Annotated in this window: 21 protein-coding genes; 20 read left to right on the forward strand and 1 reads right to left on the reverse strand. The window is 46.4% G+C overall.

Annotated features, from left to right (window positions below):
• The first annotated feature begins 183 nt into the window (after positions 1-183).
• From NSB25_RS17960 to NSB25_RS18030, 15 genes are all read left to right on the forward strand, one after another.
• Positions 184-1,155: a hypothetical protein gene (locus NSB25_RS17960; protein ID WP_146040112.1), complete on the forward strand. Its 972-nt coding sequence runs from the start codon at positions 184-186 to the stop codon at positions 1,153-1,155.
• Positions 1,156-1,201: 46 nt separating this feature from the next.
• Entirely contained in the window at positions 1,202-2,071 is an 870-nt protein-coding gene (locus NSB25_RS17965; RefSeq protein WP_103240938.1) for a hypothetical protein, read from the forward strand.
• A gap of 107 nt (positions 2,072-2,178) precedes the next feature.
• The gene (locus NSB25_RS17970) at positions 2,179-2,904 is read left to right on the forward strand and encodes a hypothetical protein (protein ID WP_146040111.1); all 726 of its coding nucleotides are present in this window, start codon (positions 2,179-2,181) and stop codon (positions 2,902-2,904) included.
• Positions 2,905-2,997: 93 nt separating this feature from the next.
• The gene (locus NSB25_RS17975) at positions 2,998-3,177 is read left to right on the forward strand and encodes a hypothetical protein (RefSeq protein WP_103240936.1); all 180 of its coding nucleotides are present in this window, start codon (positions 2,998-3,000) and stop codon (positions 3,175-3,177) included.
• A gap of 260 nt (positions 3,178-3,437) precedes the next feature.
• Positions 3,438-3,566 (forward strand): hypothetical protein, encoded by a 129-nt coding sequence (locus NSB25_RS17980; RefSeq protein ID WP_257479291.1) that lies wholly within the window; start codon positions 3,438-3,440, stop codon positions 3,564-3,566.
• Between the two features lie 75 nt (positions 3,567-3,641).
• Positions 3,642-4,574 (forward strand): DUF932 domain-containing protein, encoded by a 933-nt coding sequence (locus tag NSB25_RS17985; RefSeq protein WP_103240935.1) that lies wholly within the window; start codon positions 3,642-3,644, stop codon positions 4,572-4,574.
• A 99-nt stretch (positions 4,575-4,673) separates the two neighbouring features.
• Positions 4,674-5,696 carry a YqaJ viral recombinase family nuclease gene (locus NSB25_RS17990; protein WP_330406169.1) on the forward strand — a complete coding sequence of 341 codons (1,023 nt, stop codon included), beginning with the start codon at positions 4,674-4,676 and terminating at the stop codon, positions 5,694-5,696.
• 10 nt (positions 5,697-5,706) lie between these two features.
• On the forward strand, positions 5,707-6,081 hold the full coding sequence (locus NSB25_RS17995; protein WP_103240934.1) for a DUF3848 domain-containing protein: 375 nt from the start codon (positions 5,707-5,709) through the stop codon (positions 6,079-6,081).
• Positions 6,053-6,949, forward strand: coding sequence for a hypothetical protein (locus NSB25_RS18000; protein WP_242982518.1), 897 nt, complete (start codon positions 6,053-6,055; stop codon positions 6,947-6,949). The genes NSB25_RS17995 and NSB25_RS18000 overlap by 29 nt, the downstream gene beginning before the upstream one ends.
• 111 nt (positions 6,950-7,060) lie before the next feature.
• Positions 7,061-7,966, forward strand: coding sequence for a DUF5688 family protein (locus NSB25_RS18005; protein WP_103240933.1), 906 nt, complete (start codon positions 7,061-7,063; stop codon positions 7,964-7,966).
• A 90-nt stretch (positions 7,967-8,056) separates the two neighbouring features.
• Entirely contained in the window at positions 8,057-8,299 is a 243-nt protein-coding gene (locus NSB25_RS18010; protein WP_103240932.1) for a hypothetical protein, read from the forward strand.
• A 32-nt stretch (positions 8,300-8,331) separates the two neighbouring features.
• Positions 8,332-8,973 carry a single-stranded DNA-binding protein gene (locus tag NSB25_RS18015; protein WP_103240971.1) on the forward strand — a complete coding sequence of 214 codons (642 nt, stop codon included), beginning with the start codon at positions 8,332-8,334 and terminating at the stop codon, positions 8,971-8,973.
• Between the two features lie 54 nt (positions 8,974-9,027).
• Positions 9,028-9,576: a hypothetical protein gene (locus NSB25_RS18020; protein ID WP_146040109.1), complete on the forward strand. Its 549-nt coding sequence runs from the start codon at positions 9,028-9,030 to the stop codon at positions 9,574-9,576.
• Between the two features lie 239 nt (positions 9,577-9,815).
• On the forward strand, positions 9,816-10,445 hold the full coding sequence (locus tag NSB25_RS18025; protein ID WP_103240930.1) for a hypothetical protein: 630 nt from the start codon (positions 9,816-9,818) through the stop codon (positions 10,443-10,445).
• A 37-nt stretch (positions 10,446-10,482) separates the two neighbouring features.
• On the forward strand, positions 10,483-11,169 hold the full coding sequence (locus tag NSB25_RS18030; protein WP_103240929.1) for a recombinase family protein: 687 nt from the start codon (positions 10,483-10,485) through the stop codon (positions 11,167-11,169).
• A 298-nt stretch (positions 11,170-11,467) separates the two neighbouring features.
• Here NSB25_RS18030 and NSB25_RS18035 read toward each other — a convergent pair whose 3' ends face one another.
• On the reverse strand, positions 11,468-12,508 hold the full coding sequence (locus tag NSB25_RS18035) for a hypothetical protein (protein ID WP_103240928.1): 1,041 nt from the start codon (positions 12,506-12,508) through the stop codon (positions 11,468-11,470).
• A gap of 860 nt (positions 12,509-13,368) precedes the next feature.
• Between NSB25_RS18035 and NSB25_RS18040 the strand changes: the two genes are divergently transcribed.
• The 5 genes from NSB25_RS18040 to NSB25_RS18060 all read left to right on the forward strand — a co-directional run bounded on the left by NSB25_RS18040 (position 13,369) and on the right by NSB25_RS18060 (position 18,972).
• A complete protein-coding gene (locus NSB25_RS18040) occupies positions 13,369-14,706 on the forward strand; it encodes a hypothetical protein (protein ID WP_103240927.1) in 1,338 nt (445 codons plus the stop codon).
• A 217-nt stretch (positions 14,707-14,923) separates the two neighbouring features.
• Positions 14,924-15,658, forward strand: a complete 735-nt coding sequence (locus NSB25_RS18045) for a hypothetical protein (protein ID WP_146040108.1) — start codon at positions 14,924-14,926, stop codon at positions 15,656-15,658.
• The gene (locus NSB25_RS18050) at positions 15,651-17,537 is read left to right on the forward strand and encodes a DNA primase family protein (RefSeq protein ID WP_172455188.1); all 1,887 of its coding nucleotides are present in this window, start codon (positions 15,651-15,653) and stop codon (positions 17,535-17,537) included. The genes NSB25_RS18045 and NSB25_RS18050 overlap by 8 nt, the downstream gene beginning before the upstream one ends.
• 69 nt (positions 17,538-17,606) lie before the next feature.
• Entirely contained in the window at positions 17,607-17,792 is a 186-nt protein-coding gene (locus NSB25_RS18055; RefSeq protein WP_103240924.1) for a DNA-binding protein, read from the forward strand.
• A gap of 16 nt (positions 17,793-17,808) precedes the next feature.
• Positions 17,809-18,972: a site-specific integrase gene (locus NSB25_RS18060; RefSeq protein ID WP_103240923.1), complete on the forward strand. Its 1,164-nt coding sequence runs from the start codon at positions 17,809-17,811 to the stop codon at positions 18,970-18,972.
• Positions 18,973-18,979: the final 7 nt, after the last annotated feature.

Genomic DNA, 18,979 nt, shown 5'->3' on the forward strand with positions numbered 1-18,979 from the left:
TTGCGGAGGCTTTTTTAAAGAAACTTAAAACTGCTGACAATGGCGTTGGGTTCACAGAAACAGAAGAACGGATAGATGAATATCTCCGTGAACACGGACACTATAATGATTACGGTTACTACTATGACAAATATTGCGGAAATGCTTTTGGCTATGAAGTTAGCTATGAGAGGAGGATGGCAGATGGGAGCTGGATTGAAAAACGGAGAGAGCGACAGGGAAGAACTGGAGCTGCTGATTCCATCCGAAACGATAAGGGCATATGTCAGGGAAACGGGGTGGACATTCACAGACTTCCAGAAAGCGGCTTTGCTGCATCACAGAGGGCTGCTGCTGAAGGACGAGCATGCACACCTGAAGGCATTGGGAGACCGGACGGCTGACCATGTCCTGAAGGGGCAGACCGCGGAGTACCTGGAAGGAATGGAGAAGGGATTCCAGGACTTTAGGGAAAACAGTGGCAGGAACTGTATCTATGTGCTGAAAGTAAGGGAAGACGGCGGTTTCTGGAATAGGGATTATCTTGTCCGTGGATATTTCTTCGATTGGGAGATGGCTCTTGGATATGGGAAGAAGGAAAAGGAGCCATTTGAGATTGAAAAATATCTGGTGGATGGCATACATGAGCTTGAAGATGGCACATGCAGCCATGAATCGGTTGCAGAAATCCGGTTCGACAGGGATGGGGAAGCAGTCTGCTTCTGGAACAGTGGAGAGATGGCCGGTTTTGACAATAAACGTTTCGAGGAGGCTATTATCGAGATCCCGAATCCGTTTGAACGGGGCGACATCGTCAAATGCAAAGGAATGGACGGCCAGGAACTGTTCGGCATCGTGGAAGGGAGACGTGAGGAATGGCTGGAACGCCTAAAGTGGCATTTGGACCGTGTAAAGGACGGAGATAGCGGTGTGGATTTCCAGGACCTTCTCATCAGCGTGGCATTTCTGTGCGAGGATGGCACTTTTGCCTTCTCGGACAGTACCATCCCGCTTGACCTGGAGCGGTACCAGCCCAGGGAAGTGGACTGGGCAAACGGTTCCGCGGATACGCTCCTGTTGTGCGCAAGGGACATATACCGCGGCAGGGGCTGCCCGTCCACGTTCTTTGACATGCTCGAGAGGTACCGGCAGTCCGGCAGGAAGGGGATAGGCTGATGCAGGAAAATGTTCCATTGCGTTTTGATAAGGGAGGAATATGGCCATGACTGAACTACCGATTTCTGATTTCATGCAGGATTACTATAAGAAAGAGGGGATTACATTCACAGATTCTGAACGCGCGACCATCCTGTGGAACTCGCCCGTCCCTTTGCCAAAGGCAGAGATACTGGAGGCGCTCAGGGAGATTGCCGACACGACTGCAGATGAGGCGCTGAGGGCGCAGATCCATGAACGGCTCGACACAGAGCGGGAGAGGCTACAGCTCTTCGAAGAAAGCGACGGCAGATGCTTCTTCATCTGCGCCCCAGATGACAGCGGCAGGGAAACCGGATGGCATTGCCGCTACTTCACCACGCTGGAGGCCGCGGTAGCGTATGGCAGGGATGAAGCCCAGGGGACCTTCAAAGTCGAGAAGGAATTCTTTTGGGACATGATCGATGGCTGCAGTCCTGACGACGGGGCGGACATGATGGGCGGCCTCGCATGGTATACTGAGGACGGCATGCTCCTTGGCTGTGAGTGCTATCCATATATGTCAGAAGAGATTGCCGTCCGCTTCAGCCATGGGGATCCGTCCCGTTTTGAAGATGTATATATCCCTCTGCAGAGCCCTTTTGAGGCTGGCGACATCGTCCGCATGGTGGGGGATACGCGTCCGGCAGTCGTACAGGTGAGCCAGGAGGAATGGCGGCAAAGCCTGGAACGGGACACCAATGGGCCGCGGACCATCCCTCCTGCCTATGACAATACCCGTCTCACGGTGGAGTTCCTTTACGATGACGGTGAAATGCACCATGGCCATCCTGCCCTCCTGTCCCTGGAAAGGATCGACCAATGGGAAGACGGGCATGAATGGGAACTGCTGCAGTCGGCAAGCCGGCTCATAAGGGAGGAAAAGGGTATCGGATGATTCCATCAGGCCCTGCCGGAAAGAACGGCGATGCAAAGAGACACCAAAACGACCACATGGATGGCACCTAGCCATGTGCGCCCTACTGGAAAGGAGGCTGCTTGAAGGTGCTGGAGTATGATGAATGGGTGGTTCCGGGCGAGGTGGAATATGCTGAAAAGAAAGACGCGGAGATAGAATCACAGATAGAAAATTATCACAAGGCCTCTTTAAGGGGAGATTGGATGTGTAATGACTGGGATATCCATATCCAGATCACGGAACATATTGTAGGCAGGTATGGCGTCACTATACCAAAATACGTATGGGATTATGCAATAAACGATATTGACATATATAACAGCATGAAGCTTGACTGGTACCGTGACATGGTCGCTCCGATAGATGGGCCTGAGATGTTTGACCTGCCGGCTGATGATATCAGGAGCAGCCTTCCTGAATGGGATGATTCATTCCTTCCAGAGAGTGTCCGCAGGGATATCGTTGCTATGCACTCTAGGAGATACAGGGTTGCTTTGGAGATAGAATCTATGGACGGCCATTATGGACATATCCAGGAAAGGTTCCATCTGAGCGGTCCAAAATGCGGCAGAGTCATGAGGTCATTCCTTTACAAGCTGAAAAACGAAGACAAGGCGGCTGCCTATACTGAACTGGAGGAAGAATTAGGAGATTTTATCGAACCATATGATTCGTATGTCGCGTTCTGCTATTATAAGCCATGGTATTTTCCGTTGGACATGACAGGAGACGGGATCGCTGATGCAGTCCGTGAAGCATATTTAAATGCCAGCAAAAGGAGCAGGAGGATATCTCCGAAAGAGATGAACTAAATTGATTTTGAGAATCTGGGAAGGATATTCGAGATCGACCGCCATCCTTTAGGAAACTATGAATGCCTCTATCAAGGAAGAGGCGGAGGCCTTATGATACGGTTCCTGTTTGATTACAAGGACAGGAAGATAGTCATGGCATATCCTGTATACAAGGGCATCCAACTATTCCGTGAATCCAAAGAGTATCAGTTCTACAGCAAAGAGGGACATTATTTTACTTATAGATATTTTAGCGGCAGGCATCCTCTTGGCTGGAACGGACGTAAATGACCAGGAGACAGGAACCTGGCAGCAATGGTGCGCTTGATATAGAAGGAAGTCCGGGGGAGCCGTGCGGCTCTCCCTTTTTCTATCGTATCCATGTAAGATACAGCGGCTGGCCTCCATACAGCACGTATGCGGCTGCCAGAGGAACCAGCTGTTCACCGCTATGAAACCCCTGGACCTAATCGACAAGACATATCGCATCTATCCCTATTCCGATTATATATTCTCTATATAGCATAAAAAGAAAGGAGGCATGATGCCGGATGTCAAAAAGACAGATTTTTGAAGCCGTGTTTCTGGCGCTGACCGCAGTGCTGATCGTAGCCAAGGCCATAGAAGAGGCGGAGGGGATATGCGGTCTGTATGGCACGATTGAAGAAGACGACGTTTAGACGGAGAGCCCCTTACGACGGAAGGGGCTTTCCTGATGTCCGGAGGACAAGGCTCCGGAGAAAGGAGATGGAAAAATGGCAGCAAATGTAGAGACAATGTTTTCGGTAAGGGAAAAACCATGGCATGGGCTCGGTATCATCGTAAAGGAGGCACCCACATCAGCGGATGCAATCAGGCTTGCTGGCCTTGACTGGGCCGTGGTACAGGAGCCGATCTACACGAATTTCAATAGGATCGTGGAGGGTTACAGGGCCAACGTGAGGAGCTCCGACAGGAAGGTATTGGGCGTGGTGTCAGACCGCTACAAGGTGGTCCAGAACGTGGATGCGTTCAGCTTTACGGATGAACTGCTGGGAAGAGGGGTGCGGTATGAGACTGCCGGTTCCCTGCAGGAGGGGAGAAAGGTATGGCTCCTTGCAAGGCTCCCAAGGGAGTACATCATCGCAGGGGAGAGGATCAGCCCCTATCTGGTGTTCAGCAACACCCATGACGGCTCCGGTTCCGTAAAGGTAGCCATCACGCCGGTAAGGGTCGTGTGCAACAATACCCTGAACCTGGCACTGGGCACGGCAAAGAGGAGCTTCAGCATGATCCACACGGGCAACATCCAAGACAAGATACAGGAGGCGAAGGACACCCTCTTCATGGCGGAGGAGTACATGGACTGCCTCGGGGTCGAATTTGAACAGCTCAGGAGGCAGAAGATCACGGATGCGCAGGTGAAGGAATACATCGAGCTGCTCCTGCCCATGGAGAAGGAACCTACCCCGATACAGAGCAAGAACATCATCCGTCTGCGCGAGGATATGATGAAGAGGTATTACGATGCCCCTGACCTGCAGAAAGTGGGCAACAATGCGTACCGTTTCATCAATGCGGTGTCTGATTTCGCCACCCACAGCAGCCCGCTCCGCAGGACTGCGAATTACAGTGAGAACTTGTTCGCCCGTACCGTTGATGGCAACCCGCTCATTGACAAGGCATATCAGATGTTGAAAGCGGCGTGAATCATCTGCAGGGCGCATCTTCTGTGTATGGTGGTTGTATCTATTGCAGTATGGGATGTCAGGTCCCAAATACTGAATGAGGTTCATGGAGAGGATGGAATGGCCGGGGTGTTCCTGCTTCGGCCATTCCTGTTTCCCATGATGCCTGAAAAAATGGAAGACGGTAAATCAATGAAAGCGAGGAGAGATTTTATGTTTGAGAAGATATCATTATCAGGAGTCAGCAACAAGGAATGGCTCCGTCTAAGGAAGTCAGGGATCGGAGGTTCCGATGCAGGGGCAATCTGCGGAGTCAACCCCTACAGCAGTGCAATGAAAGTGTTCCGTGACAAGACCAGTGACGTAGTAGAGGAACTGGACAATGAAGCTGTCCGTATCGGCCATGACCTGGAGGATTATGTGGCGCAGAGGTTCATGGAGGCCACCGGGCTGAAGGTGAGGAAGTCCAACTTCATGTACCGGAGCAAGGAGCATCCGTTCATGATCGCAGATGTGGACCGTCTGGTCGTTGGCGAGGACGCGGGCCTGGAATGTAAGACGGCAAGTGTATACAGTGCTGACAAGTGGGAAGATGGGAACATCCCGCTCCATTATGTGATGCAGTGCTATCATTACATGGCGGTCACCGGGAGGCGCACATGGTACATCGCAGCAGTAATCTTAGGGAAAGAGTTCATCTACCGTAAGCTGGAGTGGGATGACGGGCTGATAGGAAAGCTGACACAGATGGAGGAAGATTTCTGGAACAACCATGTGGCGAAGGGGACCATCCCGCCCCCGGATGGGAGCAGGGCGTGTGATGAAGTGCTGCAGCAGTATTTCCATACGGCGCGGAAAGAGAGCCGGATTGAGCTTGTAGGATTTGATGAAAAGCTGAGCCGGAGGGAGGAGATCCTCGGATTCATCTCAGCACTGCAGGAGGAGCAGAAACAGATCGAGCAGGAGGTGAAGCTTTTCATGGGGGACAATGAATCCGCAAGCAGCGGGCGTTACCATGTGTCATGGGGGAACGTGGACTCCACGAGGCTCGACACGAAGAGGATAAAGGCAGAGAGACCGGAGATCTATTCGGATTATGCCAAGGTCTCCCATTCCAGGCGGTTTGAAGTGAAGGCAGCGTAGAGGAAGAAGTATGGACGAAAATGAATTGAGGGATTTGCTGTCAAAGAGGCTGTACATCGAACTGCAGCTCTTCAAGGATTCCATGCTCCGGAAAGAGAAAGGGGATATCTTCCAGTCTTCCTATGAGATAGAGATTTATGTGAACCTGTATGAAATCTTCATGATGCATATCGGCAGCCTGGATATTGATACCATGCGCAGGCTCCTGAACCTTAAGCTTGGAATCATGGAACACCTTTATCAGGAATGGCTGTCCCGGGATGACAGCTTCTTTGATGAGCTAAGGGAGTTTGCGTGTGATGAACTGGGAGTCCTTTCAGGACTGTGGAACCTGGATTGCGGAGAGGAGGAGGCAGATGGAAAAAGATCTGATAAGGCTGCTTAGGGCAGAGGAGATTGAATGCCGGATAGCCATGGTGAATGAAAAAGGATTGAGCCTGCTGCTCTATAAAGATGCCAGAGTGGACCAACGTATCCTTGATGAGACATTTGGGCCTTTCGGATGGAAACGGAGCCATCAATGTATAGACGGGAACCTGTACTGTACAGTGGAGATTCTTGACAGGGAGTCCGGAGAATGGGTGTCAAAACAGGATGTGGGCACCACCGGATATACGGAGAAGGAGAAGTCCCAGGCATCGGACAGCTTCAAGAGGGCCTGCTTCAACTGGGGGATTGGAAGGGAGCTCTATTCTGCGCCATTCATCTGGATTCCGGCGGCAAAGACAAGCATCCAGAAGAAAGGCGATAAATATATCTCTAATGAGCGTTTCTCAGTGAGCGCAATCTCTTTCAATGATACCAGGGAAATCGTCTCCCTGGAGATTACGGATTCCCATGGACAGGTAGTATATATCCTGCAACAGAGTGGAAGTGCCAATCAGGATGGCGGCAGGCAAAAGACGGAACAGAGGAACGAAGGAGTAGGTCAAGGTAAACATAAGGACAAGCTTTCCGTCCGAGAACAAGAAAAGGCACAGGCAGGGAGACAGGAGATGGGACCCAGGGACGGACAAAAGGGAAGCTACCCTCCTGATTCCCAGAATGGAGGGAACAGGAAATACGGCATCAGTGGGCCACAGGAGATCGTACTGATGGCGGAACTGAACAGGACAGGCGTGACACTGGAGGAGGTACTGGAACGTTACGGGATTGAGGACATCAGCCGGATGACGCCTGGGATTTACAACAAGGCCATAGCTGCCTTGAAGCAGACGAAGCCGAAGGGCAGGACATCAGGAACAGCGGCATGACATGAACGGCAATGCCGTTGGAATAATACAGGTACAGGGGGGACAATGGAGGGCATCACCACCATAAATTCCCCCCTGTTTTGATGTACATAAAGGAAGGAGAGATACGGAATGGATATGGAAGTTTTCGCAGGTAAGATATGTGCTGCGGTGGAGAAGGAGCTGGGCAGGGAGTTCCAGGCAGAGATCAGGGAGGTGAGGAAGAACAACGGCATCCTCTTGCATGGACTGCTGATCTCATCGGAGGGACAGGCGGTAGTCCCTACGATCTATCTGGAACGTTTCCTGGAGGCCCATGAATCCGGCATGACATTCGAAGAGGTCGTGCGCAGGGTGCTGTCGGTCTATGAAAGGTCAAACCCCAAGGGATGCGCCGACATGGACTTCTTCAAATCTTTCGGGAACGTGCGGGACAGAATATGCTACCGCCTGATCGGAAGGAGAGGGAATGAAGGGCTGCTGGAAGAGATACCATATGTTGAGTTCCTGGACCTGGCCATTTGCTTCTACTATGCCTATCACGGGGAGGAGCTGGGGGACGGGACGATCCTGATATACAACTCCCATATGGAGATGTGGGGGACCTGTACCGAAGAGCTGCTCGAACTGGCGAAGCGTAACACCCAGAAGCTCTTCCCCTGGGTGTGCTGCTCTATGGAGGAGGTCATCAATGAAGTGATGGGGACTGATGGCACTGAGGATGGCCTGGATGAAGGCCTTTTCCAGCAGGAGGTCCCGATGAAGGTGCTGAGCAACAGGCAGCGTGTACATGGAGCTGTCTGCATGGTCTACCCGGATGTCCTGGAGGACATTGCAAGGAAAGAGGGGCGGGACCTGTATATCCTGCCCAGTTCCATCCATGAGGTGATCATCCTGCCGTATACCGGTAACGAGCCTGCCTCAGCACTGAAGACGATGATCGAGGAGGTGAACACCACACAGGTGGATCCACAGGAAGTGCTGTCGTATAGCCTTTATTATTATAGCCGCGATACGCACAGCGTCATGCAGGTCTGAGCCCATGGTGGCCAGTGGGGATTTGGAGATGGAAGTATCGGTATATGTGCTTTATGGGACATGGCATTCAGATGATGGGGAAGGGGCTGGGTGCTTGGGATATCAGTGGACGTGGGAACGCTGATGGAAAGGCTGGCAGGGATAGCTGGCAGCAGGGCAGCGAGCTATGCAGAGCTGCAAGGACATATCCAGGAGGAACATGGGGACAGGTACTATGAGGCCGTGGATGGAGGATGGAGATATGCGAGGTTCCATATCTCGGAGCATCGGCTCGCCATTCCGGAGATGGCGGCAGAGGAGAATGGAAAGGGGGAGCAGAAAGAGGATGGATAGCCAATATGATTACAGGAGAGAGGGAAAGAATGATGAAGGATGATGGTTTGGAGAACAATGGAGCATGTGTGGTAGGAAGGATCATGCCGGGAGCCCGCTACAGCCATGAGGCATACGGGGAGAGGTTCTACAGGGCGGATATCCTGGCCTGCCGTGCCAGCGGCATTACGGACATAATCCCCCTGATGGTATTCGAAAAGGTTGCCGATTTGGAAAGGGGCTGTCCGGACAGCATCATAGAAGTCATAGGGCAGTTCCGTTCTTATAACAGGAAAGAGGAGGGGAAGAGCCGTCTGGAGCTTTTCGTGTTCGTGCAAGGCATCCGGTACCTGGATGATGGGTATGTCGGTTGCGGAAACAACAACCTCGTCTGCCTGAAAGGGTTTCTCTGCAAGGCCCCGACCTACCGGAGGACACCGTTGGGAAGAGAGATCGCGGATATCCTGCTGGCGGTGAACAGGCCATATGGCAAGTCTGACTATATACCCTGCATCTGCTGGGGAAGGGACGCGGTGCTGGCATCCAGGCTGGATGTCGGTTCCGCAGTGGAGGTGACGGGGCGGATCCAGAGCCGGGAGTATACGAAGAAGCTGTCAGAGGCGGAAGAGGAGATGCGGGTCGCATATGAGGTGTCCGTCTGCAGGATGGAGACGGTAGATGTGCAGAGAGGATAATGGGGCGGGACGGGAATGTCCTGCCCTTTTCAGGCAATGGAAGGAGGAAACGGCATGGAAAGGAAAATGGCACTGAGGGAATTCTGTGGGAGATACAGGAAAGGCGATTTCAAAGGGACGGAAAGGGCGGTACAGATTGAGGCAGGATGGTATGACTGGTTCTGTGAGGATGGGGAACTGGAGGCAAGGCTTGAAAAGATATGGGAGATCCTGCGGGGCATCCGCAATGACTATGTGCTGGATAATTACAGGGTGTGGTTCAAGAACAACTGTCCGGTAGAAGAGCCCCTGTACGATGACGTGAGGTTCGAGCCTCTGGACGAAGGCAGAAGGGACGAGCTCTATTTTGGGGTCTCCATCCATCACGGAAAGCTGGCATCAGGGTACCAGGTATTCACAGCGAGGAGCGGGTACGGGATAGAGGCGGAGTTCGGCAGCGTGGAAGATGTGTGGGACTTCATCAACAACTGGGAGGGAAACTGGGATGATGCGATGTTACATGAGCGGAAAGAGGCGGAGGACGGCAGGCCCCGGGAGATGCTGGAGGGGATCTTGCAGGTCCTGAACGAGGCGGCAGACATGCTGGCAGGACATCTCGACTGAAATCGGAAGGGATGCATGGCAGTAGCAGAAGTGACCTATAGGAAAAAGGTGGCAGAAGTGACCTGAAATGGGGCAGACAGGGGAAAAACAAGAGGTGGCAGTTCTGGCGAACGTCAGGATTGCCACTTCCCATCATGCTTCATGACGGAGGCATGATGCATTATCATATCCGTTTTGCTGCAGTGAAGTGATGGAGAGGTTGGATTGAATACAAAAATTGAAAACGGAGGCTGTGCAATATGATTATAGTGAGGATGATACAGTATTGGAACGATTACCATAAAAAGGAACTGAGGGAGCAGTTCAGGAGCCTGAAGGAACTGGAGGACTGGATATTCGGGCAGATGCGCGTGGACTACAGTTCTGAACATGGCAGGAACCTTCTTTCTTTTCCAAAATGTGACGTGAAAGACAGGATATATGAGATTTCAGTCCGGCCGGAATGTGGTGGCTGTGTGTACTGGATAAAGCAGATCGAGGATGATGGCTCAGGCATCATATTTTCTGACGGTACGTTTACAGCAGGGCAGAAACACTGTACAAGGGCAGTCCGGGAGTGGCTTGTGGGATGTGAGGGACGGAAGAGGAATCCTGTTTTCCGCTTTGCGGATGATGAGGCAGGGGCATGTTATACAGGCCATTGTTCGGATATGGCCGGAGGAGGCTGCAGGGATGGCTGTGGTGTATCTGGTGCTGTTAAAAGAGCAGCAGGAAAAATCCATGAAAAGAACATGGGATGTGATTCCGGGGACGAGTATTCCAGGGGATACAATGATGGTGTTTCTGCGGCATTGGGAATTCTATTGGGGGAAACCGGATGCAGCATGGAGGATATTCCGGAGATGAAAGCGGCTTCCGGCTTGACTTGAAAGAGGAAAAGGATGCGGAAAGGATGGAGAAGCTAGAATGAGACAGTATGGGTACTGCAGAATCAGTACGGGCAAACAGAATATCGAGCGGCAGGTACGGAACATACAGGCGGCATATCCGCAGGCCGTCATTGTTAGGGAGACTTATACTGGCACAAAGTTCCAGGGAAGAAAGGAACTGGAAAAGCTTTTGGAGAAGGTGCAGCCGGGGGATACCATCATCTTTGATTCCGTGAGCCGTATGAGCAGGGATTCGGAGGAGGGGTTCCGGCTCTATGAAGAATTGTTCCATAAGGATGTATCGCTTGTGTTCCTGAAGGAGCCGCACATCAATACGGAGACATATAAGAGGGCGATGATGAACCAGGTGGCGCTTACAGGTGACAAGGTGGACCTGATCCTGGCAGGTGTGAATAGCTATCTGATGGAACTTGCCAGAGAGCAGATACGCATTGCTTTTGAACAGGCAGAGAAAGAGGTATCTGACCTGCACCAGAGGACTAGGGAGGGAATCGAGACGGCGAGGCTCAATGGAAAACAGATCGGGCAGCCGAAAGGGGCGACTTATGAGACCAGAAAGGGGAAAGCGGCAAAGGAAATCATCCGCAGGCACAATAAGACTTTTGGCGGATCCCTGACGGATGCGGAGACCATGAAGCAGGCTGGAATCTCGCGGAAGAGTTTTTATAAGTACAAGAGGGAGCTGCGGGAAAGTATGGCATAGCTTCATCCTGCATGACGGAGATAACGGAAGGGAGAGGGCGTGGTCCATATCAGAAATGGGAATGACTTAAGAACAGCATATGGAGTCAGCCCAATGCCCAAATGATTTTGGATGCCAGGATGGGTATGGTATGTATCTACCGATACGGGATAGTCTGCAGGTAGGGAAGGATGTGGGTTTACCACAGTGTCTGTTATGACATGTGACAGATACCATTGTCAGCTTTATTTGCGGAGCTATGACTGTAGCCAAAGTACAAGTGATGTGGAAGGGGGAGTAAACATCCCCCTATTCGATTTTATAAATAGTTGTACAAATTTGGTAGAAAACCTATATTTGCTCTTTTGCTTATGGTTACAGGTGATGTATTCAGGCTGGCAAACCAAACCAGAACTGTATTGGTATCCCTTACAGCTAACTCTTTCATGGCGAGGTAAAGGGACTTCTTTTCGGGAATAAGCCTAAGCAATCGTAGCATCTTATCTTTTTGATGTCTTTTTAGGCTAGATGTGTTGACACGTTCTTCTGCATCCTTTAATCTATAGAAGTCGCCATATGGGACTATGGAAACAAATGTGCCAATAAAAATGTCCTTGCTTTTCTTGGCTATGAGTTTAAGCTCTTGTTCTGTGGACATATTGGCTTTATAGTCAAAAGATTCTAAAACTTTCTCTAAGGCCTTTCGCTTCTTGAGACGTACTTCAACCCGTAATATTCCTATGGCTTTTTTGGCTTTACCCTCCTTACCTTTCTTTTTTAAGTCGGCTTCTTTATCATAAACTGTAAATCCGATACCATTAGTCTTTCCTTCCAGATCGAAGCTGTGCTCCTTTTCGATTCTATCAGTTGCGTAGTCCAGGTTACTGTATTTTTTAGAGAACTTTTTCACTTTCCCGATTTTATGCATAAGCTTTATGTAAGATGATACATTGTCTTTTCCGACATCTAGATTTGTTGTAAATTCTACACGAGTGAGCATAAGGTCGTTTAGCTCATAATCTGAATCGAAATAGTTTTCAATATGTGCAGATAATAAAGCGATTAACCTATTGATATTATAATCATTTGGTTTCCATAATTTCAGGTCATTCCCGCCAAGGACTTCGCTGGGATTTACCCGGAATTTTATCATTTTTTTGAAATCACAATTATGGTATTCAACTGTGATGCCATGAGATATAAGAGAATCATCTACACGGACATCGGTCGAGGTATGTTTTGTTGAATAACCGACTCTGTGTTTTTCCTTTTTTGCCATTTTGTAGGCATGTGATAAAAACTCATTAAATTCCTTTGAACTTGTTTCCAGTGTAAGTTCCAGAGTATGGATAGAAATCATAATAGCGCCTCCTGTATGATAAATTGTAGGGATTTATATTAGAGTAGTTTTTTGCAATATTTTTATTTAAGAACTCTTATGCATAGACAATTCTTCGTTAGAAAGACATGATTTTTATTCCCGGTAACATTTACATAGTTGCTTGAAATGGTAATTTTATTGATATATAATTTTTGAATATGAAGTTATAGTGAATAGAAAGGAAAGTGAAATAGGAATAGATTGTATAGCATTGCGAAGGGACGATTTGTAAATCTGATTGTTGTTGATTTAGTTATGGATGATGAATATGAAATTATATATGGTAGTAATTGAATCAAAGTTTGTAGGTAGTGAAGAATAGTGCCAATCAGACTAATGGGAGAGGCGGCGGTATATGACGATACAATACAACAATAATTATTTGGAATTTCAGTCTTTTGCGAATGGAACTATGTCCAGAAAATAAGAGCAATAAAATATTCTGATTAAACCATACGGCTAACAGAATAAGACATTGATTTGGAGGCAAAAGTGTTTTTGATGTATCGCCTATGCTTTTACATTGAATATATGTTGGAGTATTACCAACATTCGATGAGTAGATTAAAACCTTGGCAACAAAAAGCGTTAAGTACTTAATCGCTAATGAGACGAGAAAATAGATGGTGCAGCAAAGGATTGCCGGACAGGGAGATTGGCTAGAGTAGGAAATAATTACGGTTATCGAAATATTGAGAACTGTACCTGATATGACACTTGAAGACTTGCACAGACACTAGACAGTAGATGGTAGAAAAACTTTGTAAACGTTGATTCGAGGGCGAATTTTAAAGGTAGTTTTTCTAGTGTCTACTGTCTCAGCAAAATACTAGGAGGTAATGAAAGGGATGGAAGACTGGGTTGTTAAATTATATGGTGATAGGATATTTGATATTTGGGATAGAGGTAATTGGCGGTTTATTACAGATTATAGTCATTTAGATAAGGAACTGATTCCCTGTGATGAATGGTTGAAAATCCGCGGAGAAAAAGAGCGGATAGTAATAAACTCTATTAATTCGCTACGTGATTATTTTAAGGAGATTATATTTGCAGTTATACAAACACTTCAAACAGGTAACTGTTTTAATTTCGATATAAATGAGTCTGAGAAAGAAATGCTGATAAATCAGCTGGTATTCGATATACTATTTGACAAGTATTGTAGTGAATCAGAATGGATGACGCGAGCTAGTTACTCGAAGCGCATGGCTGAAAAATTATTTCCAGGCAATGTCGAAGGTTACAGAGCTATTAATGAAGCCATTAGCCGAGGCATGAAGAATTGTTACGAAATGATGAAAAATCCATCGATGCGGGAACAAATAAGGATGCTTGGCTGTGACCCTGAAATGTATGATAAATACAACACACCCCATATGAGAGAAAATATAAGTAAGAAGAAGCCTAAATATAGTTGGGATTGTTACTATTATAATTATGGAGACATCTCGATTACATCCAGAATATTCCGGCGACAATTCACAAGAGAAAATCGGAATTATCCATATAAAGATACCTGGGAGGACTTGAAGGAATATGATTGCTTTGTGAATAAGTTGCTACCAGCAGAAAATGAATCATGCCAGAAATATTACTATATGTCGATGGATTATTTCTACCTTGAATCATACAAAAGAATAGATTTTATTCTTAAATTAGTAAGTCTGATGCCGAAAGATGAGATGCAAAAAATTGATAAACAATATTTTTTAGTAAAACGATTCCACCCGCAAGTTTTAGTACCTTTTGTGCAAAATGATAAGGTGTGTTTTGACATAAAGTATAATTACTACAGACCACTTTTTATGATAGAACAATCAATTCAAGAGCAGATGCATGAGGATAAAGATTCTGATTTTAGTAAGTATGGCAATAAACTGATAAACTGTCAAATTATTCGTGCTAAAGCATATGAATTATTTGAATATCATGCCCAATATATTTCTTCAGATTATAGGGAAATCAAGAGTTTCATTTCCCAATCTTATAATATGAAGATGTACCATGAATCGAATGATATATGGAAAGCTGTAAGGAATGAAAAATGGAAGAATATAGATTCTGATAGAAAAAAAGAATTCAAAAAAAATATAAATGATATACAAACAACCATCAAATCTCTTTTCTGGGATTCGCCTGATCGAAAAATTATTAGGACAAAGGATGAGGAATAGAATGATTTAGCTTTTAGGGCTCGGATTATCCGAGCCTAATTTTTTGTTCGTAGTGCATTAGGATTTTTATCATTAGTGTGCCGTATAGCTTTAATGCATAAAGGAATCCAATTTACTTGAGAACTTGTGAAAACTGTTGCTTTGCGTCAAAGCGTGTATTTTTTACCCTGTCATTCATACTATGATAATTTCATCAATACAAAGGAGGTGCATGATTTTGGGAAAAAAGGATAAGAAAGAAAAGATGGAAAGTAAAATGGAGTTACGCTTATGGGATGAACAGCAGAAGGGAATATCTATTGCGAAGAAAGAACTCTATCCGGACGGGGAGCTGGAGAATATTTTGCTTTCATCGGATGGTGATGTACTTGAAAAGGTGATGGAAAAGGCATCGGCAGAAACATCAACTCAGAGATTTATGACACAAGATGAAATGGAGGAACACTGTCATCAAGTCAGGGATAATGTAAAGCAGGAAAAAAAAGATAACATAGAAATCCGGCTTGACAATGGAACACTGCTGTTCTTGGGAAAAAAGTATGAACTGGGCGATGTGATAATCAAGACTCGCACATTTGATGGTGATATATCGCCAACTTGTATTTTTATCGAGGCTGGTGGTACACTCGATGCCCGGCTGTTTATCGGAGGGGAAAGTGTTTCAGCTGTTTTGGCTACCCGAACTGAAAAAGGTGATGAGCATTTTACCAGATTATCAGAGTTTCATATGTTTTCTCTTCAAAAAAATCCCGAGCCAAAGAAAGAGGTTGGTCTGGTGACTAGCTATGTGTGGCTGACGGCAAGGATTTATTTAGGTATTTATTTAGGGTACAATTTTGAACCAATCAGGAGCTTGCTTTTGTCAGAGTGGCTCCACTTGGAATGGCAGCGAGCGAAGGAAGCCAGAGAGCATTCCGCTGGTGCAAAGATTGGGGGTGATGCGAATGGGTGATAGAAAGTCAGGACAAAAGAAGATTCTTTCTATTAAGTCTGATATTTGGGGCTGTAAGCATCGAGCCCCTCCTAAAAGGAATAGAGACAAAACATCGTTATTCGAAGATGATGACTGTGATTTTGAATGTTCAGTGGAGCTGAGTAAGTGGGATAAAGCATATCAGGGAGAACTATCAGCACTTGGTGATGTTGAATTTGAAAATGAGCATGTGGAGGCTAGTGGAGCCAACAAGCAAAAGCATCGAGCGTCTCCCAAAAGGAATAGAGACAAAACATCGTTATTCGAAGATGATGACTGTGATTTTGAATGTTCTGTGGAACTGAGTAAGTGGGATAAAGCATATCAGGGAGAACTATCAGCACTTGGTGATGTTGAATTTGAAAATGAGTATGTGGAGGCTAGTGGAGCCAACAAGCAAAAGCATCGAGCGTCTCCCAAAAGGGAATCCGTTTTTGGCAATGATGATGATTTTGGAGCGGAGGAACATACAGGGGATATCCGACCAGTAATACATGCAGAATCACGAGTAATCCGCAAGGAGGACACGGAAAACAATGCTAGCGAAGACGATGCAGAATGTCTTGCTTTGCAAATTGCGGAGGATTTGACCAAAAAGGAAAACATAAGGATTATCGGTGGAGCCCTTTATATCTTCAACGGGAAATTTTATGTCCTGTTGGACGATGAGACTGTGCAAAGGATGATATTCGCAAACTATAGGAAAGAGGTGGGACAAAAAAATACTGTATCAATCCTTAGAAATGCGGCCACTCTATTGCGATATTGCGTCAAAAAGGTATACGAAGAGTTTCCGGTGAATTCAAACCTCATCGTCTTTGAAAATGGGACTCTTGAAGTGGATACGGGGAACTTTCGTAAAAACTCACCAAAGGATCTGGCATGCTCTGCCTTGGGGATACATTATATTTCTGGGCATTGTAAGATGCCACACATAAAATATTTTTTGGAGACGATAGCAAATGGAGACGACAGCTTATTGGAACGTATGCTACAAATGATTGGCTATATCCTGAGCAACGATATTAAAGCTAAATCCTTTTTCTATTTGGAAGGCGTGGGCGATGCAGGAAAGAGCAGGTTTTGTGATTTGATAGCCTCTTTCTTTCCGTTAACTGGTGCAAACAAGGTGGCCAGGATAGCACTCCAGGATTTAGGTGGTAAATTTGCTTTAGGAAATCTGGTAAACGCAAAACTGAATATTTCGGAGGATTTGCCAGATAGTCCGCTTTCACCGACAACGGTTTCAAGGATTAAAATGCTTTCTGATTCTAATCGTCTTGAAGCAGAAGCAAAGTATGTCCAGCCTTTCAGCTTCAGGCCAACCTGCAAGTTATTGTTCGCATCAAACCATCCGTTACGACTGAAAGAATATGATGAAGCTTTTATGAACCGGGTGGTCTATATTCCTTTCATGCATGCTATCCCCAAGCATAAACAGGATAAGAACATACTGGAGAAGATGCAGAGGGAATTACCAATGTTATTTAATCATGCATTTGATGCATACAAAAGGCTCGTTGCGAACGGATATGTCTGGGCAGGTGCGGATAAGTTCAAGCCTTCAATAGCTATTGTTGGGTCTGGTATTACTATAAATAAAGAGCAAAGTCTCAAGCACTTTGTAGATGCCTGTTGCATATTTCAAAATAGTTCTATCACTTCAACGGCTGATTTGCAAGCGGAATATGGGAAATTTTGCCGTGAAAAAGGATATACGCCTGTGATGGGAGACCGATTTTCACGTGAACTGTTAACAGTACTGCCAGAGACGGTTACCAGGACTAAAATTGGGAACCAGCGCCGGGGGTTCAAGGGGATAAGATTGAAAAAGATGTACGAAGATGACGTATTCTAAAAGTACTATAGGGAGCCGTATTTTTAGATTTGACGATTGTATATTATAGGATAGAGGAGGTAAATAATAATGGAAAATTCACGAGTTTATCTAGCGTCTGACATCCAAAAAGCTTTGTCTTTGGGAAGAAGTAAGACGTATCAGTTTTTGGAAGAAGTTTACCAGAAACAAGAGCCTTTTCGGGTAATCAGAGTTGGGAAATTACTCAGGGTTCCACAAAAATCTTTTGATGATTGGCTCAACGCTGAAAAATAAAGAGGAGGTGATTTAGGTGTCATCCAATCATAAAAGTGTTGCCTTTTACGAGGCAGGAAGTTGGTATCACAGGCTGAAGGTGCTTAAAGAAGATGGCACCACCGGGTATTCCAAAAAAGGTGGCTTTGCATCCGCAGAAGAAGCAGAGAAGAGTTATCGGCATTGCGAAGAGGAGTTTGCTCAGGCATACCGAAATTACCACGCCAATAATTCTACAGACTTTGAATTGCGAGAATACCTGATTTACTGGTTGGAAGAAATCTACACACCGCGCATTGAGAACACTACAAGAATGTTGACTGCGTACACATTATATGATTTGATTCTTCCTTATATGAATCAGGGAGTCAAATTAAGGTATCTGAGCGTGGAATATCTGGACGCATTGCTGGAAAAGGTGTCCAAAGTATGTGAATCTGCGGGAAACAAAAGTCGGGAGCTGTTAAATATTGCGTTGAAGGATGCTGTGGTACAGGGTTATATCTCACATAACCCTGTGCCATCTACAAAGCCCTATAAAAGGAAGAAAGCGAATGTTATTGTCCTTAATAAGGAAGAACTACGGATTTTTCTGGAGAGGGCATCGGAAAATAACTGGTATTTGGAAATCTTGCTGGGACTGTTTATGGGACTGCGGAAAGGAGAGATTGCAGGATTGAAATATGCAGATTTTAATTTATCCCAAAAGACAGTCACGATTTCCAGACAGATTACTTCCAACCCTATTGTTCCGAAAGGACAAGGAAAAGTAGCAGAATATCAGGTTATAGAGAAGCCGCCTAAAACTCCGAACAGCTATCGGACGCTAAAGGTTCCTGATGCGATTATGAAGGAAGTGATTGTAAGAAAAACACGGAATGATTTTAGAAAAGAGCAAATGGGAGAGGCTTACATAGATCAGGATTATGTGTCCTGTAGTGAAAATGGCTTGCCCCATGCCACGGCATCTTTCAATACTGCATTGACAAAACTGTGTAGAAGAGCAGGTCTGCCCCATCTGACTGTACATAGCCTGCGGCATATGTATGCCAGTATTTTGACAGAGCAAGGAGTCCCTTTGATAAAAGTATCTGCCCTTTTGGGACATTCCAGCCTGAATACTACATTTGAGTATTATTGTGAGGTCATGGATGAGACAGAAAAAATACGTAGCTTCCTGAATAATCAGTTTATACCGTAGGAGGATT

The organism is Acetatifactor muris, assembly GCF_024623325.1.
Taxonomy (GTDB): Bacteria; Bacillota; Clostridia; order Lachnospirales; family Lachnospiraceae; genus Acetatifactor; species Acetatifactor muris.

What these genes read in the sequence shown, in the direction of transcription:
- NSB25_RS17960 (WP_146040112.1), top strand. Translation starts at nt 184, where the DNA reads ATGGGAGCTGGATTGAAAAACGGAGAGAGCGACAGGGAAGAACTGGAG.
- NSB25_RS17965 (WP_103240938.1), top strand. Translation starts at nt 1,202, where the DNA reads ATGACTGAACTACCGATTTCTGATTTCATGCAGGATTACTATAAGAAA.
- NSB25_RS17975 (WP_103240936.1), top strand. Translation starts at nt 2,998, where the DNA reads ATGATACGGTTCCTGTTTGATTACAAGGACAGGAAGATAGTCATGGCA.
- NSB25_RS17980 (WP_257479291.1), top strand. Translation starts at nt 3,438, where the DNA reads ATGTCAAAAAGACAGATTTTTGAAGCCGTGTTTCTGGCGCTGACCGCA.
- NSB25_RS17985 (WP_103240935.1), top strand. Translation starts at nt 3,642, where the DNA reads ATGGCAGCAAATGTAGAGACAATGTTTTCGGTAAGGGAAAAACCATGG.
- NSB25_RS17990 (WP_330406169.1), top strand. Translation starts at nt 4,674, where the DNA reads ATGGCCGGGGTGTTCCTGCTTCGGCCATTCCTGTTTCCCATGATGCCT.
- NSB25_RS17995 (WP_103240934.1), top strand. Translation starts at nt 5,707, where the DNA reads ATGGACGAAAATGAATTGAGGGATTTGCTGTCAAAGAGGCTGTACATC.
- NSB25_RS18000 (WP_242982518.1), top strand. Translation starts at nt 6,053, where the DNA reads ATGGAAAAAGATCTGATAAGGCTGCTTAGGGCAGAGGAGATTGAATGC.
- NSB25_RS18005 (WP_103240933.1), top strand. Translation starts at nt 7,061, where the DNA reads ATGGATATGGAAGTTTTCGCAGGTAAGATATGTGCTGCGGTGGAGAAG.
- NSB25_RS18015 (WP_103240971.1), top strand. Translation starts at nt 8,332, where the DNA reads ATGAAGGATGATGGTTTGGAGAACAATGGAGCATGTGTGGTAGGAAGG.
- NSB25_RS18020 (WP_146040109.1), top strand. Translation starts at nt 9,028, where the DNA reads ATGGAAAGGAAAATGGCACTGAGGGAATTCTGTGGGAGATACAGGAAA.
- NSB25_RS18025 (WP_103240930.1), top strand. Translation starts at nt 9,816, where the DNA reads ATGATTATAGTGAGGATGATACAGTATTGGAACGATTACCATAAAAAG.
- NSB25_RS18030 (WP_103240929.1), top strand. Translation starts at nt 10,483, where the DNA reads ATGAGACAGTATGGGTACTGCAGAATCAGTACGGGCAAACAGAATATC.
- NSB25_RS18035 (WP_103240928.1), bottom strand. Translation starts at nt 12,508, where the DNA reads ATGATTTCTATCCATACTCTGGAACTTACACTGGAAACAAGTTCAAAG.
- NSB25_RS18040 (WP_103240927.1), top strand. Translation starts at nt 13,369, where the DNA reads ATGAAAGGGATGGAAGACTGGGTTGTTAAATTATATGGTGATAGGATA.
- NSB25_RS18050 (WP_172455188.1), top strand. Translation starts at nt 15,651, where the DNA reads ATGGGTGATAGAAAGTCAGGACAAAAGAAGATTCTTTCTATTAAGTCT.
- NSB25_RS18055 (WP_103240924.1), top strand. Translation starts at nt 17,607, where the DNA reads ATGGAAAATTCACGAGTTTATCTAGCGTCTGACATCCAAAAAGCTTTG.